Source organism: Streptomyces sp. NPDC031497 (assembly GCF_055580905.1).
This window is the reverse complement of record NZ_JBVIKO010000014.1, coordinates 258,263-274,327: the sequence shown is the minus strand read 5'-3', so window position 1 is coordinate 274,327 and position 16,065 is coordinate 258,263. Positions and strand designations below refer to the sequence as shown.

Here is a 16,065-nt window from a genome sequence, read left to right as displayed (position 1 = left end):
CCCCCCCCCCCCCCCCCCCCCCCCCCCCCCCCCCCCCCCCCCCCCCCCCCCCCCCCCCCCCCCCCCCCCCCCCCCCCCCCCCCCCCCCCCCCCTCTCCCCCCCCCCCCCCCCCCCCCCCCCCCCCCCCCCCCCCCCACGCCGTATGCCCGGGGGCGTCGCGGCGCAGGGTGCGGACGACGACGCCCGACCGGCAGGGAACCCAACTCCCGCGGGCACTCCCCCTCCCGGTCGGTCAGCTGTCGTAGTCGACCGTCAGTTTCTCGGAGACCGGGTACGTCTGGCAGGTCAGCACATAGCCGGCGTCCACCTCGGCCGGTTCGAGGGCGTAGTTGCGGCGCATGTCCGCTTCGCCGTCGGTGATCCGTGCCCGGCAGGTGCCGCAGACGCCGCCCTTGCAGGCGAAGGGGAGGTCCGGTCGGATGCGGGCGGCGGAGTCGAGGAGTGCGGTGCCGCGCGGCAGCAGGGCGGTGGTGGAGCGGCCGTCCAGGGTGACGGTGACCTCGCTGGCCGGGCCCGTCGCCACCGCCTCCTCATGGCGGACGGGTTCGATCGGCTCGTCGGCGAAGAAGAGTTCCTGGTGGATCCGCCCGCCGGGAACGCCCAGCCCGGCCAGGACCTGCTGGGCGTCGAGCACCATGCCGTGCGGGCCGCACAGCCACCAGTGATCGGCGGCGGGAGCGTCGATCAGTCCCGCGACGAGGGCGGCCAGGCGGTCGCCGTCCAGGCGGCCGGAGAGGATCTCGGCCTCGCGGGGCTCGCGCGACAGGACATGGGCGAGGTGGAAGCGGGTGCGGTACTCGTCCTTCAGGTCGGCCAGTTCGTCGGCGAACATCACGGTGTCGGTGCGCCGGTTGCCGTAGAACAGGGTGACCCTGGAGCGGTCGTCGGCCGCCAGGACGGACTCGGCGATGGACATCATGGGAGTGATGCCGGAGCCCGCGGCGATGAGCACATGGTGGCCGGGCACCGTGAGGTCGGGGGTGAAGGCTCCGGTCGGGGCCATCACCTGGACGGTGTCGCCGGGCCGAACCTCGTGGACCAGCCAGGAGGAGAAGAGGCCGCCGGGCACCTCCCGGACGCCGATGCGGGGCGGTGCGCCGACGGGCGAGCAGATCGAGTAGGAGCGCCGCTCGTCGCGGCCGTCGATCTCGCGGCGCAGGGTGAGCGACTGGCCGGGGCCGAAGGCGAACTCCTCCGCCAGGGCCTCGGGGATGTCGAAGGTGACCGCCACGGCGTCCTCGCACAGGCGCTGGACGGCGGCGACGCGCAGGGGATGGAAGGCTGGGCGGCGCCGGCGGGCTGTCCTCGCGGGGGCACCGGCGGTCGGTGCCATCAGCTCTGCCATCAGATCTCCTTGACGTACTCGAACGGCTCGCGGCAGGCCAGGCACCGCCACAGCGCCTTGCAGGAGGTGGCCGCGAAGCGGGAGGTCTCCTCGGTGTCGGCCGATCCGCAGCGCGGGCAGGCGAGCGTGCGCCGGGTCGGTGACAGGTTCAGCGGGACGGGACCGGTGAGGTGCCGCGGGGCCGTCCCGGGCGGGGCGATGCCGTGTGCGGCCAGCTTGCGGCGCCCTTCGGCGGTGATCCAGTCGCTCGTCCACGGCGGGTCGAGGACCGTGCGGATCTCGACGCGGTCGAACCCGGCGTCCCGCAGGCGGGCGGCGACCCCCGCGCGCATCTCGGCCATGGCGGGGCAGCCCGAATAGGTGGGGGTGAGACCGGCGATCACGGTGCCGTCGGACTCGATCGTCACGGTCCGCAGCACCCCCAGGTCGGCCAGGGTGAGCATGGGAAGCTCGGGGTCGGGGACCTGTTCGGCGATCTGCCGGGCCCGCCGGACGTCGGACAGGACCGTCACCATGTCGCCTCCGGGTGCGCGCGGGCCACGCTCTGCAGCTCGGCCAGGAGCGGGGCGAGATGTGCGGTGTGTCCGCCGTGCCGGCCGTGGCCGGGCAGGGCCGCGGTGTGCGGCACGGGGAGTCCGGCCGCGTCGAGGACCTGCTGGAGATCGGCGAGGACCGCCTCGCGCATGTCCTCGGCGGCGAACAGTTCCTCCCAGTAGGGCGCCTGCGATTCCAGGGCGGTCAGCATGCGCGCGTGGGACTCTTCGGTGCCGTCGCCCAGGCGTACGACCCATTCGGCGGCGTACTGCCGGTGGTAGGCCAGCTCCTTCACGCCTTTGGCGGCGATCGCGGCGAGCACCGGGTCGGGTGCGGCGGCCAGTTCGGTGAAGTGGGCGAGGCGCCAGCTGGCGAACACCAGCAGCCGCAGGACGGAGAAGGCGAAGTCGCCGTTGGGGAGTTCGGCGAGGCGTACGTTGCGGAAGTCGCCGGCGTCGCGGAAGTAGGCGTAGGCGTCCTCCGTACGGCCGGTGCCGTCCACCTGGCCGCAGCGCGCGTACAGCAGCCGTGCCTGGCCGAGCAGGTCGAGCCCGATGTTGGCCAGCGCCACCTCCTCCTCCAGCTCGGGGGCGCGGGTGACCCATTCGGCGAGCCGCTGGGCCAGGACCAGCGCGTCGTCGCCCAGCGCAAGGCACCGGGCGGCCAGCGCGGCGGCGTCGACGCCCTCGGGTACGGCGGTGTCGACGCCGTACAGCGGGTCTTCGAAGCCGGTGCCGAAGGCCCAGCGGGCGTCGCCGTCGTCGTGGCCCTCGGCCAGCGACAGGTAGACGTGGTCGTCGCTCATCACCGGCTCCTAGATGTGCGGGACATCGTCGGGGATGTCGTAGAAGGTCGGGTGCCGGTAGACCTTGTCGGCGCTGGGGGCGAAGAAGGGGTCCTTCTCGTCCCGGCTGGAGGCGGCGATGTGGTCCGAGCGCACGGCCCAGATGCTGACGCCTTCGTTGCGCCGGGTGTACAGATCGCGGGCGTGGGTGAGGGCCATCTGGTCGTCCGCGGCGTGCAGCGATCCGACGTGCACGTGGTTGAGGCCGCGCTTGCCGCGGATGAACACCTCGTACAGGGGCCAGTTCTCCGAGTCGCTCATGCGACTGCCTCCTTACGTGCCCGGGCGGCCTGCTTGGCGGCGTGCGCGCCGGCGGCCGCACGCACCCAGGCGCCCTCCTCGTGGGCCTCGCGCCTGCGCTGCATCCGCTGTGCGTTGCAGGGGCCGTTGCCGCTGATGACTTCCTTGAGTTCGGAGAAGTCGGGGGTGCCGAAGTCGTGGCGGCCGCGCTCCTCGTTCCAGCGCAGCTCGGGGTCGGGCAGGGTCACGCCGAGCTTGGCCGCCTGGGGCACGGTCATGTCGACGAAGCGCTGGCGCAGTTCGTCGTTGCTGTGCCGCTTGATCTTCCAGGCCATCGACTGCGCGGAGTTGGGCGAGTCGTCGTCGGGCGGACCGAACATCATCAGGGACGGCCACCACCAGCGGTCCACCGCGTCCTGCACCATCTCCCGCTGGGCGTCGGTGCCGCGCATCATCGTCATCAGCAGTTCGTAGCCCTGCCGTTGGTGGAAGGACTCCTCCTTGCAGATCCGCACCATCGCGCGGGCGTAGGGCCCGTACGAGCTGCGGCACAGGGGGACCTGGTTGCAGATGGCCGCGCCGTCGACGAACCAGCCGATGACCCCGACGTCCGCGAAGCTGGGCGTGGGGTAGTTGAAGATCGACGAGTACTTCTGGCGGCCTTCGAGGAGGCGCTGGGTGAGTTCCGCCCGGTCGATGCCCAGGGTCTCGGCGGCGGAGTACAGGTACAGGCCGTGGCCCGCCTCGTCCTGGACCTTGGCGAACAGGATGGCCTTGCGGCGCAGCGAGGGCGCCCGGGTGATCCACTCGCCTTCCGGCTGCATGCCGATGATCTCCGAGTGCGCGTGCTGGGCGATCTGCCGGACCAGGGTCCTGCGGTAGCCCTCCGGCATCCAGTCGCGCGGTTCGATCCGCTGGTCGCGCGAGATCGTCGTCTCGAAATGGGACTCCAGGTCGTGCTCGGCGTCCCTTCCGGCCGCTTCAGTCATCTCCACCCACTCCCTACCGACCATTCGTTCGGTTCATCATAAGGTATGCACTCCCTGATCTGGCAAGGGCCGCACCGGATCGGTCCCCGGCAGAAGGCGGCCGCCGTCCGCCGGGGACGGTGCGCACGGTCACACGGCGGCGGCCCGCGCCGGTCACCAGGCGTAGAAACCCTGGCCCGTCTTCTGTCCGAGTTCACCGCGGGCCACCTTGTCGCGCAGCAGCCGCGGCGGGGCGAACCGGTCGCCGAGGGTCGCGTGGAGGTGTTCGGCGATGGCGAGCCGGACGTCGAGTCCGACCAGGTCGGTCAGGCGCAGTGGCCCCATGGGGTGCTTGTAGCCGAGCCGCATCGCGTCGTCGATGGCCTCGGGGGCGGCGACGCCCTCCTCGACCATCCGGATCGCCTCAAGCCCCAGGGCCAGGCCGAGCCGGCTGCTGGCGAAGCCGGGCGAGTCCTTGACGACGACGTCCTGCTTGCCCAGCGCCCTGGTCCACTCCAGAGCGGCCCGGACGGTGCCCTCGGCGGTGTCGGGCGCGACGACGATCTCGACCAGCGCGGAGGCGGGCACCGGGTTGAAGAAGTGCATACCGAGGAACCTGTCCGGCCGCCTGAGGACGGCGGCGAGGTCGGTGACCGACAGCGAGCTGGTGTTGGTGGCCAGGACGGTCGTGTCGCCCACGGCTTCCTCGGCGGCCTTCAGGAGGCGGGCCTTGAGCGCCGCGTCCTCCGGTACCGCTTCCACGACCAGTTCTGTCCCCGGCGGCAGGGCGTCCACCGTGGGTACGACGGTCACCCGGCCGGCCACCCGCTCCGCGGGCTCGCTCAGACGGCCGCGCTCCCCGGCCCGCCGCAGGCTGCCGCCGATCCGCTCCAGCGCCGCCGCGGCTGCCTCTTCACCGCTCTCCACCACGGTGACGGCGGAACCGGCGGTGGCGAAGGACTGGGCGATCCCCGCCCCCATCCGGCCGCCGCCGATGACCGCGACGGTGTCGGGTGCCGACGTCATGCGCGACTCCTCATTCTTCTCAGGAGAACCTGTCATGCGGTCCTCTTCTCAGGAGAACCCGCCAGGCGGTCCTCGACGATCACGCGGCCGCCGAGGGCGGCACGGGCCTCGGGGCGGTGGCGGGCGACGACGAGCCGGTCGGCTCGCTCCGCCACCGGCAGCGTGTCGTGCGCGTACGACACAGAGGTGGTCACACCCGCTCCACCAGGAGCGCGACGCCCTGGCCCACACCCACGCAGAGCGTGGCCAGGCCGCGGCGGCCGTTCTCCCGTTCCAGGCGGCCGAGGAGGGTCAGCAGGATGCGGGCGCCGGAGCAGCCGAGCGGATGCCCGAGGGCGATGGCGCCGCCGTCGGCGTTGACCTTGCCCTCGTCGAGCTTGAGACGGCGGATGACGGCCAGGGCCTGTACGGCGAACGCCTCGTTGAGTTCCACGGCGTCCAGGTCGCCGGTCCCCCAGCCGGCCCGGGCCAGCACCTTCTCGGTGGCGGGGACCGGGCCCAGCCCCATCAGGTTGGGCTGCACACCGGCGGAGGCCGAGGCGACGATCCGGGCCCGGGGGGTGAGGCCGTAGCGCTCCACCGCCTCGGCGCCGGCGACGATCAGGGCCGCCGCGCCGTCGGACAGCGGGGAGGACGAGCCGGCGGTGACGACGCCGTCCTCGCGGAAGACGGTCCGCAGGGAGCCCAGCTTCTCCAGGGTGGTGGCGGGGCGAGGGCCCTCGTCGCGGGTCACCTCGCCGTCACGCACGGGGACGGGGACGATCTCGCGGTCGAAGCGGCCCGCCTCCTGGGCGGCCACGGCCCGCTGGTGGCTGCGCAGGGCGAAGGCGTCGGACTCGGCGCGGGTGATGCCGTCCAGGGCCGCGACCTCCTCCGCGGTCTCGCCCATGGACAGCGTGACCTTCGGCGTCTCCGGTCCGGTGCCACGGGGGACGGCCCGGTCGGCGGCGGTGAAGCGCGGGTTGGTGAACCGCCAGCCCAGGGCGGTGTCGTGCACCTGCCCCGGCTTGGCCCACGGGGTACCGGGCTTCTCCATGACCCAGGGCGCCCGGGTCATCGACTCCACTCCCCCGGCGACCACGAGGTCCGCCTCTCCGGCGCGGATCGTCTGGGCCGCCGAGGCCACCGCCGTCAGGCCGGACGCGCACAGGCGGTTGACGGTGTACCCGGGCACGGTGTGCGGCAGCCCGGCGAGCAGCGCCGCCATCCGGGCCACGTCCCGGTTGTCCTCGCCCGCCTGGTTGGCGGCACCGAGGACGACCTCGTCCACGGCCTCGCCGGGCACGCCGGCACGCCGGACGGCTTCGGCGACGACGAGGGCGGCGAGGTCGTCGGGGCGCACACCGGCCAGGGCGCCGCCGTAGCGGCCCTGCGGGGTGCGGGCCCCGTCGATCAGGTAGACGTCCGGCATCAGGCGGCCTCCTCGGCTGCGGTGGGGACAGGGCGGCGCGACCGTGGGGCCACGAAGACGAGGGAGACGGGCCCGGACCAGGCGCGGGACCGGTGATCGCGGCTCGTGACGGCGTCCGCCGCACGCTCGATCAGCGGGCGGTGACGCGCGAAGTGGCCGGGTCCCTCAGGGGCCTTTCGCGGCATGCGGTGCACCTCTTGACATGCGGAGGGCTTACTGGATTACTTGACCACACCGCACGCTAACCGAATGTTCGGTCGGTCCACAAGGTGGTGGAAATGACGACCCGGGTACCGGATACGACGCCTGGCCCCGTCGAGACGATGTTCGCCGCGGACGAGGCGTCACGAGGGCTCGGCATCGAGCTGCTCGAGTACGGCGAAGGGACCGCCGTACTACGGATGACCGTGACGTCCTCCCAGGTCAACGGGCACCGGATCGCCCACGGCGGCTATCTCTTCCTCCTCGCCGACTCGGCGTTCGCCTGTGCCTGCAACAGCCACGGCCCCGTGACCGTCGCCGCCGGCGCCGACATCGACTTCATCGCGCCCGCGTACGAAGGCGATGTGCTGGTGGCCACGGCGCGGGAGCGCGTTCGGTTCGGCCGCAGCGGTGTCTACGACGTGAGCGTTGCGCGCGGAGACGAAGTGATCGCGGAGTTCCGCGGGCGCAGTCGCACCCTCCGCGCGCGGATTGAGGAGCCGTGATGAGCAGCGAAGTGATCGCGCCCGAGCCGAGGGCCACCCGCCGGGGAGAGCCACTTCCCGAGGCACTCCTGGACGACGCCGAGCGGATGTCCCGCGAGGAGCTGGCGGCGCTCCAGCTCACCCGGCTGCGCACGACACTGCGGCACGCCTACGACAACGTGGAGCTGTACCGCGGGAAGTTCGACGCTGCCGGGGTGCGGCCCGAGGACTGCCACACCCTCGCGGACCTCGCCCGCTTCCCCTTCACGACCAAGGCCGACCTGCGGGACACCTACCCCTTCGGCATGTTCGCCGTCCCGATGTCCGAGGTGCGGCGCGTGCACGCCTCCAGCGGCACCACCGGCCGCCCGACCGTGGTCGGCTACACCGACAACGACCTGTCCATGTGGGCGGACGTCGTCGCCCGCTCCATCCGCGCCGCGGGCGGCCGGCCCGGCCACAAGGTGCACATCTCCTACGGCTACGGCCTGTTCACCGGCGGCCTGGGGGCCCACTACGGCGCGGAACGCGCCGGCTGCACCGTGATCCCCGCCTCCGGCGGCATGACCGCACGCCAGGTGCAGATCATCCAGGACTTCCGTCCCGAGATCATCATGGTCACGCCCTCCTACATGCTGACCCTGCTCGACGAGTTCGAGCGTCAGGGCATCGATCCCCGCTCCACCTCCCTGGAGGTCGGCATCTTCGGCGCCGAACCCTGGACGGAGGAGATGCGCCGTGAGATCGAGGAGCGCCTGGACATCCACGCGGTCGACATCTACGGACTGTCCGAGGTCATCGGTCCGGGTGTCGCCCAGGAGTGCGTGGAGACCAAGGACGGACTGCACGTCTGGGAGGACCATTTCCTCCCCGAGGTCGTGGACCCGCTGACCGACGAGGTGCTGGCCGAGGGCGACAGCGGCGAGCTGGTCTTCACCTCGCTCACCAAGGAAGCGCTGCCCATCATCCGCTACCGCACCCGGGACCTGACGCGGCTGCTGCCGGGCACCGCGCGTCCCGGACTGCGCCGGATCGAGAAGATCACCGGCCGCTGCGACGACATGATCATCCTGCGTGGGGTCAACGTCTTCCCCAGTCAGGTGGAGGAGATCGTGCTGCGGACGCCCGGCGTGGCCCCCCACTTCCAGATCCAGCTCACCCAGCGGGGCCGGATGGACCACATGACCGTCCGCGTGGAGGCACGGCCCGACGCCGGTGCCGCCGACCGCGAGGCCGCCACGAAGGCGATCGCCCAGGGCATCAAGGACGGCGTCGGGGTCACCGTGGAGGTCGCCGTCGTCGACCCGGAGACCCTGGAGCGCTCGGTCGGCAAGCTCCGCCGGGTCAAGGACCTGCGCAAGGGCTAGGTGTGCTGTCCCGGGACGTTGGTGACACGCTCCCCCACTGCCTCAAGGGCGTGGGAGGTGCCCCCACTCGCCGCACCGGGCGCAGACCCAAGTACGTCCAGTACGAGGGCCTACGCCCGGCACGCCGAGAGCACGCACCTGACGCCGCGAGGCCGCCCTCCGGGCGACGACGGGAATTGTCAGACAGGCCCTAATACGCTGGCGGGCGCACCGCCGGGGTGCCTACTCTCCTCCGCATGCCCGAGCTGCACCTGCTCCGTCCGGACCACGCCCCGGCGCTCCTCGCCTTCGAGGAGGAGAACCGCGCCTTTTTCGCGGCGATCATCCCCGACCGCGGCGACGACTACTTCGCCCGGTTCGAGGAGCGCCACCGCGCGCTGCTGGCCGAACAGGAGGCCGGGACCTGCTACTTCCACGTGCTGGTCGGGGAGGCGGGCGAGGTGCTGGGGCGGTTCAACCTGTTCGACGTGGCGGACGGGGGCGCCGACCTCGGCTACCGGATGGCGCAGCGGGCCACGGGACGGGGGCTGGCCACCTCGGCCGTGCGGGAGATCTGCGGCCTCGCCGCCACCCGGTACGGACTGACCACCCTGCGGGCCGCGACCACCCTCGACAACGCCGCGTCCCAGGCCGTACTCGCCCGTGTCGGCTTCGCCGTCACCGGCGAGACACGGCTCTCCGGCCGCCCCGGTCTGACGTATCTGCGCCGTCTGTAGGGATTCGCAGTGACAACCCGGTGGGCCGTCTCCCTCGACCGGGGCGACCGGATGGCGAACTGGAGCCCTGACGAGGCGCTGCCCGCGCTCACCGCGCAGGACCGCACCCCGCTGCTGCTCAGCGAGGGCATCCACTGGGTGCTGCAACAGCCCGCCGTCCTGAAACGCAACCACTGCTTCATGACGACTGGTTAGCGACTGCGCAAGGCCAACGGCGGCCCGGACTCCCGCACTCCGGCGATCTGGATCAGCAACGGCACCGGACGGGACGGCCGTGAGCGCCGCAACGCGCCCAAGGTGGGCTGGTGCTGGGCGGGCAACCGGCGTACCTGGCTGGGCTTCGCCTCGGCGGCGGGCCGCCGGGGCCGATAGGTCGTGCCGCCGGGCCGCGGTGCTCGTCACGCGCCGCGGCCCTCCCTGAGCCGGTCAGCCGCTCACCGGCCGGCCGCGGCCCCACGCCCAGGCGAGGCGGTCGGCACCGGACTGGTTCGTGGTGGCCAGCCAGGGGCGGGACGCGTCGCCGACCAGCTTCTGGATCGAGTAAGTGTCGTCGGTGCGCAGGCCGGGCCAGTACACCGAGCCCATGCCGAGCTTGCGGAACAGGTCCGTGTCGGCCTGGATGAAGTTGACGGAGTTGTCGTCGGGCGTCGGCACGTTGTAGTCGAGGCCCGTGGTCATCGGAGCGCCGAACTCGTCGGCGACGGTCCGGCCCGCGCAGTCGCCGAGACGTTCCTTCAGGTCGGCCGCCCACTGGTCGTAGGTGGCGTAGCTCTTCCAGAAGCCGTAGTGGTGCAGGGAGAGGTAGGTGCCCTTCAGGCGTGGGTCGGCGCAGACGGTGGTGACGTGGTCGTTGTAGCCGGCGCCGCTGACGAAGACCCGGTCGTGCGGGACGGACGGGTAGGCCGCCAGCCACTTGGCGGCGAGGTCGGCCCACTCGGCGTCGGTGTAGCCGTGCGGCTCGTTCATCGGCTCGAAGTAGACGTGCGGGTCGTGCCGGTAGGCCTTGACGACGGTGTTCCACATCGGCCAGTAGGTGGCCTCGTCGTCGATGAAGCCGTCCTTGTTCGCGCCGGTGCCCTCCCAGTAGGAGACGATCACCTTGAAGCCCTGCGCCGAGGCCGCGTCGATGACCCCGCGGTACGACTTCCAGTAGGAGCCGTTCACCGTGTACGGGTTGATGGGCAGCCGTACGGTGTTGGCCCCGAGGTTGGCGCGGAACGCCGCGATCACCCGGGTCGCCTTGGCGTAGGTCTGCGCGTAGCTGTCGGAGAGCGACAGGCCGGACAGGACCACCGGGTCGTCGGCGTAGTTGTCGCGCGGGTCGGCCCAGTTGACACCCTTGAACTGGCTGGTGCCGTGGCCCGGTGACGCGGCGGAGGCGGGGCCGCCGGTGAGGGTCGTGGCGCCGACCGCGGCGATCGCGACCGCCGCCAGGGCGGCGCGGGTACGAGGGGTGATCCGGGTTCCGGCGGGGGTCTTGCGCATCAACGTGCCCTTTCAGGAGACGGCGGCTCGGCGCGGTGGCTCGTTGTCCCGGTCGCGTGTTCACGTAAACATCGACCCGGCGTGTTCACGTGAACATCCGCTGCACGACGCGGCGGGGAGATCTCCGTCCGGGCTGGGCACGCGGCGATGTTCACGTAAACTCGGAAGCGTCGGAATCGTGGCATCCGCCCCTGCGGCCGTCAAGGTTTCCCGCTCCGTAACATCCGGTACGCGAAGGAGACTTGAGGGGTGAGCCGATGGAGCTGAACGAGCCGGTGCCACGGGTGACGCCGGCCACGGGCGGTGCGCGGCGGGGCGGTTCCGGAGTGCCGGGCGGGCGCCGTAAGCAGCGGGTCTCGATGGCGGACGTCGCCAAGCTCGCCGGGGTCTCCTCACAGACGGTCTCCCGGGTCTCCAACGGCCATGCCGGGGTGATCGGTTCCACCCGGGAGCAGGTGCTGGCCGCGATGCGGGAGCTCGGCTACCGGCCCAACAGCGCGGCCCGCGCCCTGCGTTACGGCCGGTTCAACACCATCGGCGTGATCCTGTTCAGCCTCGCCTCCACGGGCAGCAGCCGGACCGTGGAGGCGATCGCCACGCACGCGGCGGCCGAGGGGTACGCGATCACCCTCATCCCCATCGACATGGCCACACAGGACAACGTGCTGGGGGCTTTCACCCGGATGGGCGAGCTGGCGGTGGACGCCGTCATCGTCATCATGGAGATCCATCTGCTCGACACCAGCACGGTCCAACTGCCGCCGGGCGTCCATGTCGTGGTCGTGGACTCGGACGCCGGGGACCGCTACAGCGTGGTCGACACCGACCAGGCCGACGGCGCCCGGAAGGCCGTACGGCATCTGCTGGAGCTGGGCCACCGGACCGTATGGCATGTGACCGGTCCGGGGACGTCGTACGCGGGCCAGCGCCGCACCCAGGCCTGGCGGGCCGAGCTGGAGGCGGCGAGGCGCCCCGTTCCGGCGCCGCTGCACGGCGACTGGTCGGCCGAGTCCGGTTACGCGGCCGGACTCGCGCTCGCCCAGGAGCCGGAGTGCACCGCGGTGTTCGCGTCCAACGACCAGATGGCCCTGGGCCTGCTGCGCGCCTTCCACGAGCAAGGCCGGTCCGTGCCCGCCGACGTGAGTGTCGTCGGGTTCGACGACACGCCCGACGCGGCCTTCTTCATCCCGCCCCTCACCACCGTCCACCAGGACTTCGCCGAGGTCGGCCGCCGCTGCGTCCAGGGCGTCCTGCGCCAGATCCGCACCCGGGACGACTCCCGTCCCGGCACCGATCTCGTCCCGGCCCGTCTGGTGGTCAGGGACAGTACCGCTCCCCCGCGCACTGCACCGGGCCGCGGATAGCCCGCCGTCGCGTAGGCCTCTCCCTCCGGCCGGCCGGTGTGTCCGCGCCGGCGATGCGGTGGGCGTCCGTCGCCGACGGTTTCCCGGTCACCTGGCCGGCGCGTACGACGTGACGGCGCTCAGGGCGTGCCGCAGGGTGGAGTCGTCCGGCGGGGGTTCGTCCCAGCGGGCGGCGACATGGCCGTCCGGGCGGACGAGAAGTGCTCCGCCGTGCGGGCTCAGCCGGTAACGGTCGGCGTGTTCGCGGGGCAGCGCCTCGACACGCAACGGCCAGGGGGCGACGGCCTGTCGCTGCCAGCGGGCCGGGGCCGGGCTCAGCAGGGTGAACCACGCTCCGAGCGTGTCGAGCGTGGAGCGGTCGGGGGTGAGCCAGTGGTGGGGCATGCGGTGGCCCGGCTCCGCGGTGGGGACGTACTCGGTACTGGAGGGCTCGGGAGGCGGGTCGGCGTGGCCGGTGAGCACGGCCTCGGAACGGTAGGTCGCGCCGAGCACCAGGCCGAGTTGTGCGAAGTACCGTTCCGACCAGGGCAGTTCGACCGACGCCGAGACGCCGCCGCGGAGCTGCTCGTTGCGCAGGTTCTGCACCTGGATCAGCAGCCGGGTGTTCCCGACCGGCTGGCGCAGGGTCTCGCAGGCCACCGGTTGCCGCTCTGTCCCGTACGTTCCCAACAGGGACGGTCCGGCCCAGCCGTGGAGCACACCGGCCAGCTTCCAGCACAGGTTGTGCACGTCGGCGACACCGGCGTGCATGCGCCGACCGTTGAAGACAGGGGGCGCATCCGTCACACGTCCTCGTGACACAGGTTGAAGACCTTCCGGGTGACGGAGATCCCGAAGGTCGACGGCGCGGTTCCGGGTGCGGGCGGAGGCCGAGGCGGATCTGGTCGCGGCGGGGTTCGCGCTGGACGAGGCCGGGGGTGCGCCCGACCGGCCGGTGCGGGAGTTCGTGTGCGTGGCGCGGCGGCCGGGAGGCGGGTGAAGTACGTGGTGGTGGGGTACCCGGGCGCCGAACGCGGTGAACGGCACCGCACCGGCGTGGAGGGTCGGGCGTCGAAGCTCCCATGTCCATGACGCATCCTGCCGAGCGCACCCGCAATGGCCGGGGCTGGTTCGAGCGGCTGGCGGAGACGGCCTCGAACGTCACCAGCTCGCTGCTGTTCATGTGTTTCTGCCTGGCCATGGTCGGGGCCTTCGTCGCCGTCCACGTCTCGGGACTCGACCTGAGCTGGCAGCTCCTCGTCGGTGATGTGATGACCTCCCTGAACCTGCTGCTGCTGGCCCTGCTGAAGAACTCCGAGCGTCGCGCGGAACACGCCATTCAGCGCAAGCTCGACGGCATCGCCGCCGCGCTGCTCGATCAGCGTGCGGGCGAGACTCCGGAGGGAGCGGCGGCGGAGCTGCGCAAGGTGATCCGGATGGAAGAGGAGCTCTGACGCCGTCGAGCCCGGTGTGCGGGCCGTACCGGGCGCCGGTCGTGTCCTCGTACCCTGTTCGACGTGCCTCCCACCTGCCTGCATCGTGTCGCCGTCCTCGTGCTGGAGGGGGCGAAGCCCCTCGACGTCGGTATCCCGGCGCAGGTGTTCACGACCCGGGCGAGCATGCCGTACGAGGTACGGGTGTGCGGTGCGGCGCCCGGTCTGGTCACCGGCGGCGACGGGCTGTCGTACCACGTCGCTCATGGCCTCGACGCGCTGGAGTGGGCGGAGATCGTGTTCGTGCCCGGCTACCGGTTCCCGGACCGGGAGGACCCGCCGCGGGCCGTCGTCGACGCGCTGGTCGCCGCGCACGCGCGGGGCGCGCGGCTGGCGGCCATCTCGACGGGGGCCTTCGCGCTCGCCGCGACGGGACTGCTCGACGGCCGGCGCGCCACCACGCACTGGCACTACACGCGCGCGCTCGCCGAGAGACATCCGCTGGTCAAGGTCGACGAGAACGTGCTGTTCGTCGACGAGGGCAGCGTGCTGACGTCGGCCGGCGCCGCCTCGGGCATCGACCTGTGCCTGCACATCCTGCGCGGTGACCTCGGGGTGGCCGCGTCGAACCACGCGGCCCGGCGGCTGGTCGCGGCCCCCTATCGCAGCGGCGGCCAGGCGCAGTACGTACCGCGCAGTGTGCCCGAACCGCTGGGTGAGCGGTTCGCGGTGACCCGCGAGTGGGCGCTGCACCGGCTCGGCGAGCCGCTCACCCTCGACGCACTCGCCCGGCATGCGGGGGTGTCGGCGCGTACCTTCTCGCGGCGCTTCGTGGCGGACACCGGGTACACGCCGATGCAGTGGGTGATGCGCGCCCGGATCGACCTGGCCCGGGAACTGCTGGAGCGCTCGGAGCGGAGCATCGAGCAGATCGCCGGCGACGTCGGGCTGGGTACCGGGGCGAATCTGCGGCTGCACTTCCAGCGGATTCTCGGTACGACGCCGAGCGACTACCGGCGCACCTTCACCAAGGGCGAGTAGCGGCCGGCCAATCAGCACGATCGAGGTGTTCGCGATCAGGACGCCGAGCGTGGTGTTGGTCAGCGCCACCCACTTGTAGCGGGGGTGGTCGGCGCCGATCCAGGTACGGCGACCGCGGGCCCGGACGCCAGGGGCGGTGCCTGCAGGGCGGGTCGGTGGTCACCGGCGCTCCTCCCTCGTCGCTTCCGATGCGGAACCGGCGGTCAGTTCACGGGTGCCGGGCTGCGCGCGGGGGCCGCCCGGAACGCTGTCCACGGCGTGCGGTCGACGACCAGGCGGCGCAGCGTGCGCACCTGGCGCGGGGCGTTCCAGCCGAGTACGCCGACCATCCTCCCGTGGTGCCCGTAGGCGGCGGCGAAGTGACCGTCCGACGGATCGCCGTGGACGAACCGCACCTCCGCACCCGGCGGGAAGATGCCGTACGCCTGGATCCTGGTGTCGTACTGGTCGGTCCAGAAGTAGGGAACGGGAGCGTACGGCGTGGCGTCGCCGAGCAGGTTGCCGACCGCGGCCATGGCCTGTTCGGTGGCGTTCATCCGGTGTTCGAGGCGCATGCGGGTGCCGAAGTGCGCGTTGGGCCAGGAGGCGACGTCACCGGCGGCGTAGACGCCGGGTGCGGCCCGGCAGTACGCGTCGCACTCCACTCCGTCTCCCAGGCGCAGGCCCGAACCCGCCAGCCAGCCGGTCGCGGGCGTGGCACCGAGGGCCAGGACGACGACGTCGGCCGGCAGCGTGGTGCCGTCGCCGAGTTCCACTCCGGTCACCCGGCCGTTCGCGCCGCGCAGACGGCGTACCGGCACCCCACAGCGCAGCCGCGTTCCGTGGTCACGGTGCAGGTCGGCGACGAGTGCGCCGACACGGTCCCCGAACGGGCGCCGCACCGGGACCGGCTCCGGCTCGACCACGGTCACCTCCAGGCCGATGGTCCGGGCGGCCGCGGCGACCTCGGTGCCGAGGAATCCGGCCCCGACCACGACCACCCGGGGTCCGGCCCGCAGCGCGGCGCGCAGGGCGATCGCGTCGTCGAGGGTGCGCAGGACGTGGACTCCGGCCAGGTCGCTGTCGGGCATGCGCCGGGGTGCCACACCGGTGGCGATGACCAGGGCGTCGAAGCCGACGCTCGCGCCGTCGGCCAGGCGCACCCGGCGGCGCGGGACGTCGAGGGCGGTGGCGCGCTGTCCGAGCCGCAGGTCGGCCCGCAGCCGCGCGAGATCCGGCAGCGAGCGCAGGGTGGCCCGTTCGGGTTCCCAGGCGCCGGTCAGGATCTGCTTGGACAGCGGCGGCCGGTCGTACGGCGGGCGGGGCTCCGCACCGATCAGCGTGAGGGTGCCGCCCCAGCCTCGGCGGCGGATGGCCTCGGCCGCGGTCAGGCCTGCGGCCGAGGCTCCCACGACGACGATTCGCTTCACTGTTCGTCACCCCGTTCCTCCAGCCAGATGGCCTGGGCCGGACAGAGGGCGGCGGCCTGCCGGACGTCGTCCTCGACGCCCTCGGGCGGGGTCGCGGCGAGCAGGACGACGATGCCGTCCTCCTCGCGCTGGTCGAACACCTGCGGTGCGCTGAGCACGCACTGGCCGGAGGCCACGCACTTGTTCTGGTCGACGATCACTTTCATCGGATTCTCC

18 protein-coding genes and 1 pseudogene are annotated in these 16,065 nt (G+C 72.4%); 7 read left to right on the top strand and 12 right to left on the bottom strand.

From position 1 onward, the window contains the following. Positions 1–233 precede the first annotated feature (233 nt). The 8 genes from paaE to ACZ5K7_RS27875 all read right to left on the bottom strand — a co-directional run bounded on the left by paaE (position 234) and on the right by ACZ5K7_RS27875 (position 6,369). Positions 234–1,334 carry a 1,2-phenylacetyl-CoA epoxidase subunit PaaE gene (gene paaE, locus ACZ5K7_RS27910; RefSeq protein ID WP_468917351.1) on the bottom strand — a complete coding sequence of 367 codons (1,101 nt, stop codon included), beginning with the start codon at positions 1,332–1,334 and terminating at the stop codon, positions 234–236. An 11-nt stretch (positions 1,335–1,345) separates the two neighbouring features. Further along, positions 1,346–1,861, bottom strand: a complete 516-nt coding sequence (gene paaD / locus ACZ5K7_RS27905) for a 1,2-phenylacetyl-CoA epoxidase subunit PaaD (protein WP_468917331.1) — start codon at positions 1,859–1,861, stop codon at positions 1,346–1,348. Continuing rightward, the gene (paaC, locus tag ACZ5K7_RS27900; RefSeq protein ID WP_468917328.1) at positions 1,855–2,685 is read right to left on the bottom strand and encodes a 1,2-phenylacetyl-CoA epoxidase subunit PaaC; all 831 of its coding nucleotides are present in this window, start codon (positions 2,683–2,685) and stop codon (positions 1,855–1,857) included. Before paaC ends, paaD begins: the two co-directional genes overlap by 7 nt. Positions 2,686–2,694: 9 nt before the next feature. Beyond that, positions 2,695–2,985, bottom strand: a complete 291-nt coding sequence (gene paaB, locus ACZ5K7_RS27895; protein ID WP_450973435.1) for a 1,2-phenylacetyl-CoA epoxidase subunit PaaB — start codon at positions 2,983–2,985, stop codon at positions 2,695–2,697. Next, the gene (gene paaA / locus ACZ5K7_RS27890) at positions 2,982–3,953 is read right to left on the bottom strand and encodes a 1,2-phenylacetyl-CoA epoxidase subunit PaaA (RefSeq protein ID WP_351712607.1); all 972 of its coding nucleotides are present in this window, start codon (positions 3,951–3,953) and stop codon (positions 2,982–2,984) included. Before paaA ends, paaB begins: the two co-directional genes overlap by 4 nt. Positions 3,954–4,106: 153 nt before the next feature. Continuing rightward, a complete protein-coding gene (locus tag ACZ5K7_RS27885) occupies positions 4,107–4,958 on the bottom strand; it encodes a 3-hydroxyacyl-CoA dehydrogenase family protein (RefSeq protein WP_450973436.1) in 852 nt (283 codons plus the stop codon). A gap of 32 nt (positions 4,959–4,990) precedes the next feature. After that, positions 4,991–5,152 (bottom strand): hypothetical protein, encoded by a 162-nt coding sequence (locus ACZ5K7_RS27880; protein WP_468917323.1) that lies wholly within the window; start codon positions 5,150–5,152, stop codon positions 4,991–4,993. Then, positions 5,149–6,369: a thiolase family protein gene (locus ACZ5K7_RS27875; RefSeq protein WP_468917321.1), complete on the bottom strand. Its 1,221-nt coding sequence runs from the start codon at positions 6,367–6,369 to the stop codon at positions 5,149–5,151. Before ACZ5K7_RS27875 ends, ACZ5K7_RS27880 begins: the two co-directional genes overlap by 4 nt. Positions 6,370–6,647: 278 nt before the next feature. Here ACZ5K7_RS27875 and paaI point away from each other — a divergent pair, with 278 nt between their 5' ends. From paaI to ACZ5K7_RS27855, 4 genes and pseudogenes are all read left to right on the top strand, one after another. Continuing rightward, positions 6,648–7,076 (top strand): hydroxyphenylacetyl-CoA thioesterase PaaI, encoded by a 429-nt coding sequence (gene paaI, locus ACZ5K7_RS27870; RefSeq protein ID WP_351712599.1) that lies wholly within the window; start codon positions 6,648–6,650, stop codon positions 7,074–7,076. After that, positions 7,076–8,422 carry a phenylacetate--CoA ligase PaaK gene (gene paaK, locus ACZ5K7_RS27865; RefSeq protein ID WP_351712597.1) on the top strand — a complete coding sequence of 449 codons (1,347 nt, stop codon included), beginning with the start codon at positions 7,076–7,078 and terminating at the stop codon, positions 8,420–8,422. Before paaI ends, paaK begins: the two co-directional genes overlap by 1 nt. A 236-nt stretch (positions 8,423–8,658) precedes the next feature. Further along, positions 8,659–9,138, top strand: coding sequence for a GNAT family N-acetyltransferase (locus ACZ5K7_RS27860; RefSeq protein WP_468917317.1), 480 nt, complete (start codon positions 8,659–8,661; stop codon positions 9,136–9,138). A 33-nt stretch (positions 9,139–9,171) separates the two neighbouring features. After that, positions 9,172–9,510 (top strand): annotated as a pseudogene (locus ACZ5K7_RS27855) (DUF5701 family protein); the annotation flags it as partial. Between the two features lie 54 nt (positions 9,511–9,564). Here the strand turns inward: ACZ5K7_RS27855 and ACZ5K7_RS27850 are convergent. Further along, on the bottom strand, positions 9,565–10,623 hold the full coding sequence (locus ACZ5K7_RS27850; protein ID WP_351712594.1) for a glycoside hydrolase family 5 protein: 1,059 nt from the start codon (positions 10,621–10,623) through the stop codon (positions 9,565–9,567). 257 nt (positions 10,624–10,880) lie between these two features. On the opposite strand from ACZ5K7_RS27850, the gene ACZ5K7_RS27845 reads away from it, so the two are divergent. Then, positions 10,881–11,987, top strand: coding sequence for a LacI family DNA-binding transcriptional regulator (locus tag ACZ5K7_RS27845; protein WP_468917313.1), 1,107 nt, complete (start codon positions 10,881–10,883; stop codon positions 11,985–11,987). An 87-nt stretch (positions 11,988–12,074) separates the two neighbouring features. Here the strand turns inward: ACZ5K7_RS27845 and ACZ5K7_RS27840 are convergent, their stop codons facing one another. Beyond that, positions 12,075–12,737, bottom strand: coding sequence for an aromatic-ring hydroxylase C-terminal domain-containing protein (locus tag ACZ5K7_RS27840; RefSeq protein ID WP_468917310.1), 663 nt, complete (start codon positions 12,735–12,737; stop codon positions 12,075–12,077). 317 nt (positions 12,738–13,054) lie between these two features. On the opposite strand from ACZ5K7_RS27840, the gene ACZ5K7_RS27835 reads away from it, so the two are divergent. Then, positions 13,055–13,420: a hypothetical protein gene (locus tag ACZ5K7_RS27835; protein WP_468917307.1), complete on the top strand. Its 366-nt coding sequence runs from the start codon at positions 13,055–13,057 to the stop codon at positions 13,418–13,420. Between the two features lie 63 nt (positions 13,421–13,483). Beyond that, a complete protein-coding gene (locus ACZ5K7_RS27830) occupies positions 13,484–14,440 on the top strand; it encodes a GlxA family transcriptional regulator (protein ID WP_351712590.1) in 957 nt (318 codons plus the stop codon). A gap of 203 nt (positions 14,441–14,643) precedes the next feature. On the opposite strand, the gene ACZ5K7_RS27825 is transcribed toward ACZ5K7_RS27830, so the two are convergent. Together ACZ5K7_RS27825 and ACZ5K7_RS27820 are read right to left on the bottom strand one after the other, a co-directional pair. Then, a complete protein-coding gene (locus tag ACZ5K7_RS27825) occupies positions 14,644–15,849 on the bottom strand; it encodes an NAD(P)/FAD-dependent oxidoreductase (RefSeq protein WP_468917303.1) in 1,206 nt (401 codons plus the stop codon). Further along, positions 15,846–16,055, bottom strand: coding sequence for a ferredoxin (locus tag ACZ5K7_RS27820; RefSeq protein WP_351712586.1), 210 nt, complete (start codon positions 16,053–16,055; stop codon positions 15,846–15,848). The genes ACZ5K7_RS27825 and ACZ5K7_RS27820 overlap by 4 nt, the downstream gene beginning before the upstream one ends. Positions 16,056–16,065 lie beyond the last annotated feature (10 nt).

Bases quoted from the DNA above. Each gene is read 5' to 3' on its own strand.
- paaE (WP_468917351.1), bottom strand. From the start codon at position 1,334: ATGGCACCGACCGCCGGTGCCCCCGCGAGGACAGCCCGCCGGCGCCGC.
- paaD (WP_468917331.1), bottom strand. From the start codon at position 1,861: ATGGTGACGGTCCTGTCCGACGTCCGGCGGGCCCGGCAGATCGCCGAA.
- paaC (WP_468917328.1), bottom strand. From the start codon at position 2,685: ATGAGCGACGACCACGTCTACCTGTCGCTGGCCGAGGGCCACGACGAC.
- paaB (WP_450973435.1), bottom strand. From the start codon at position 2,985: ATGAGCGACTCGGAGAACTGGCCCCTGTACGAGGTGTTCATCCGCGGC.
- paaA (WP_351712607.1), bottom strand. From the start codon at position 3,953: ATGACTGAAGCGGCCGGAAGGGACGCCGAGCACGACCTGGAGTCCCAT.
- ACZ5K7_RS27885 (WP_450973436.1), bottom strand. From the start codon at position 4,958: ATGACGTCGGCACCCGACACCGTCGCGGTCATCGGCGGCGGCCGGATG.
- ACZ5K7_RS27875 (WP_468917321.1), bottom strand. From the start codon at position 6,369: ATGCCGGACGTCTACCTGATCGACGGGGCCCGCACCCCGCAGGGCCGC.
- paaI (WP_351712599.1), top strand. From the start codon at position 6,648: ATGACGACCCGGGTACCGGATACGACGCCTGGCCCCGTCGAGACGATG.
- paaK (WP_351712597.1), top strand. From the start codon at position 7,076: ATGAGCAGCGAAGTGATCGCGCCCGAGCCGAGGGCCACCCGCCGGGGA.
- ACZ5K7_RS27860 (WP_468917317.1), top strand. From the start codon at position 8,659: ATGCCCGAGCTGCACCTGCTCCGTCCGGACCACGCCCCGGCGCTCCTC.
- ACZ5K7_RS27850 (WP_351712594.1), bottom strand. From the start codon at position 10,623: ATGCGCAAGACCCCCGCCGGAACCCGGATCACCCCTCGTACCCGCGCC.
- ACZ5K7_RS27845 (WP_468917313.1), top strand. From the start codon at position 10,881: ATGGAGCTGAACGAGCCGGTGCCACGGGTGACGCCGGCCACGGGCGGT.
- ACZ5K7_RS27840 (WP_468917310.1), bottom strand. From the start codon at position 12,737: ATGCACGCCGGTGTCGCCGACGTGCACAACCTGTGCTGGAAGCTGGCC.
- ACZ5K7_RS27835 (WP_468917307.1), top strand. From the start codon at position 13,055: ATGACGCATCCTGCCGAGCGCACCCGCAATGGCCGGGGCTGGTTCGAG.
- ACZ5K7_RS27820 (WP_351712586.1), bottom strand. From the start codon at position 16,055: ATGAAAGTGATCGTCGACCAGAACAAGTGCGTGGCCTCCGGCCAGTGC.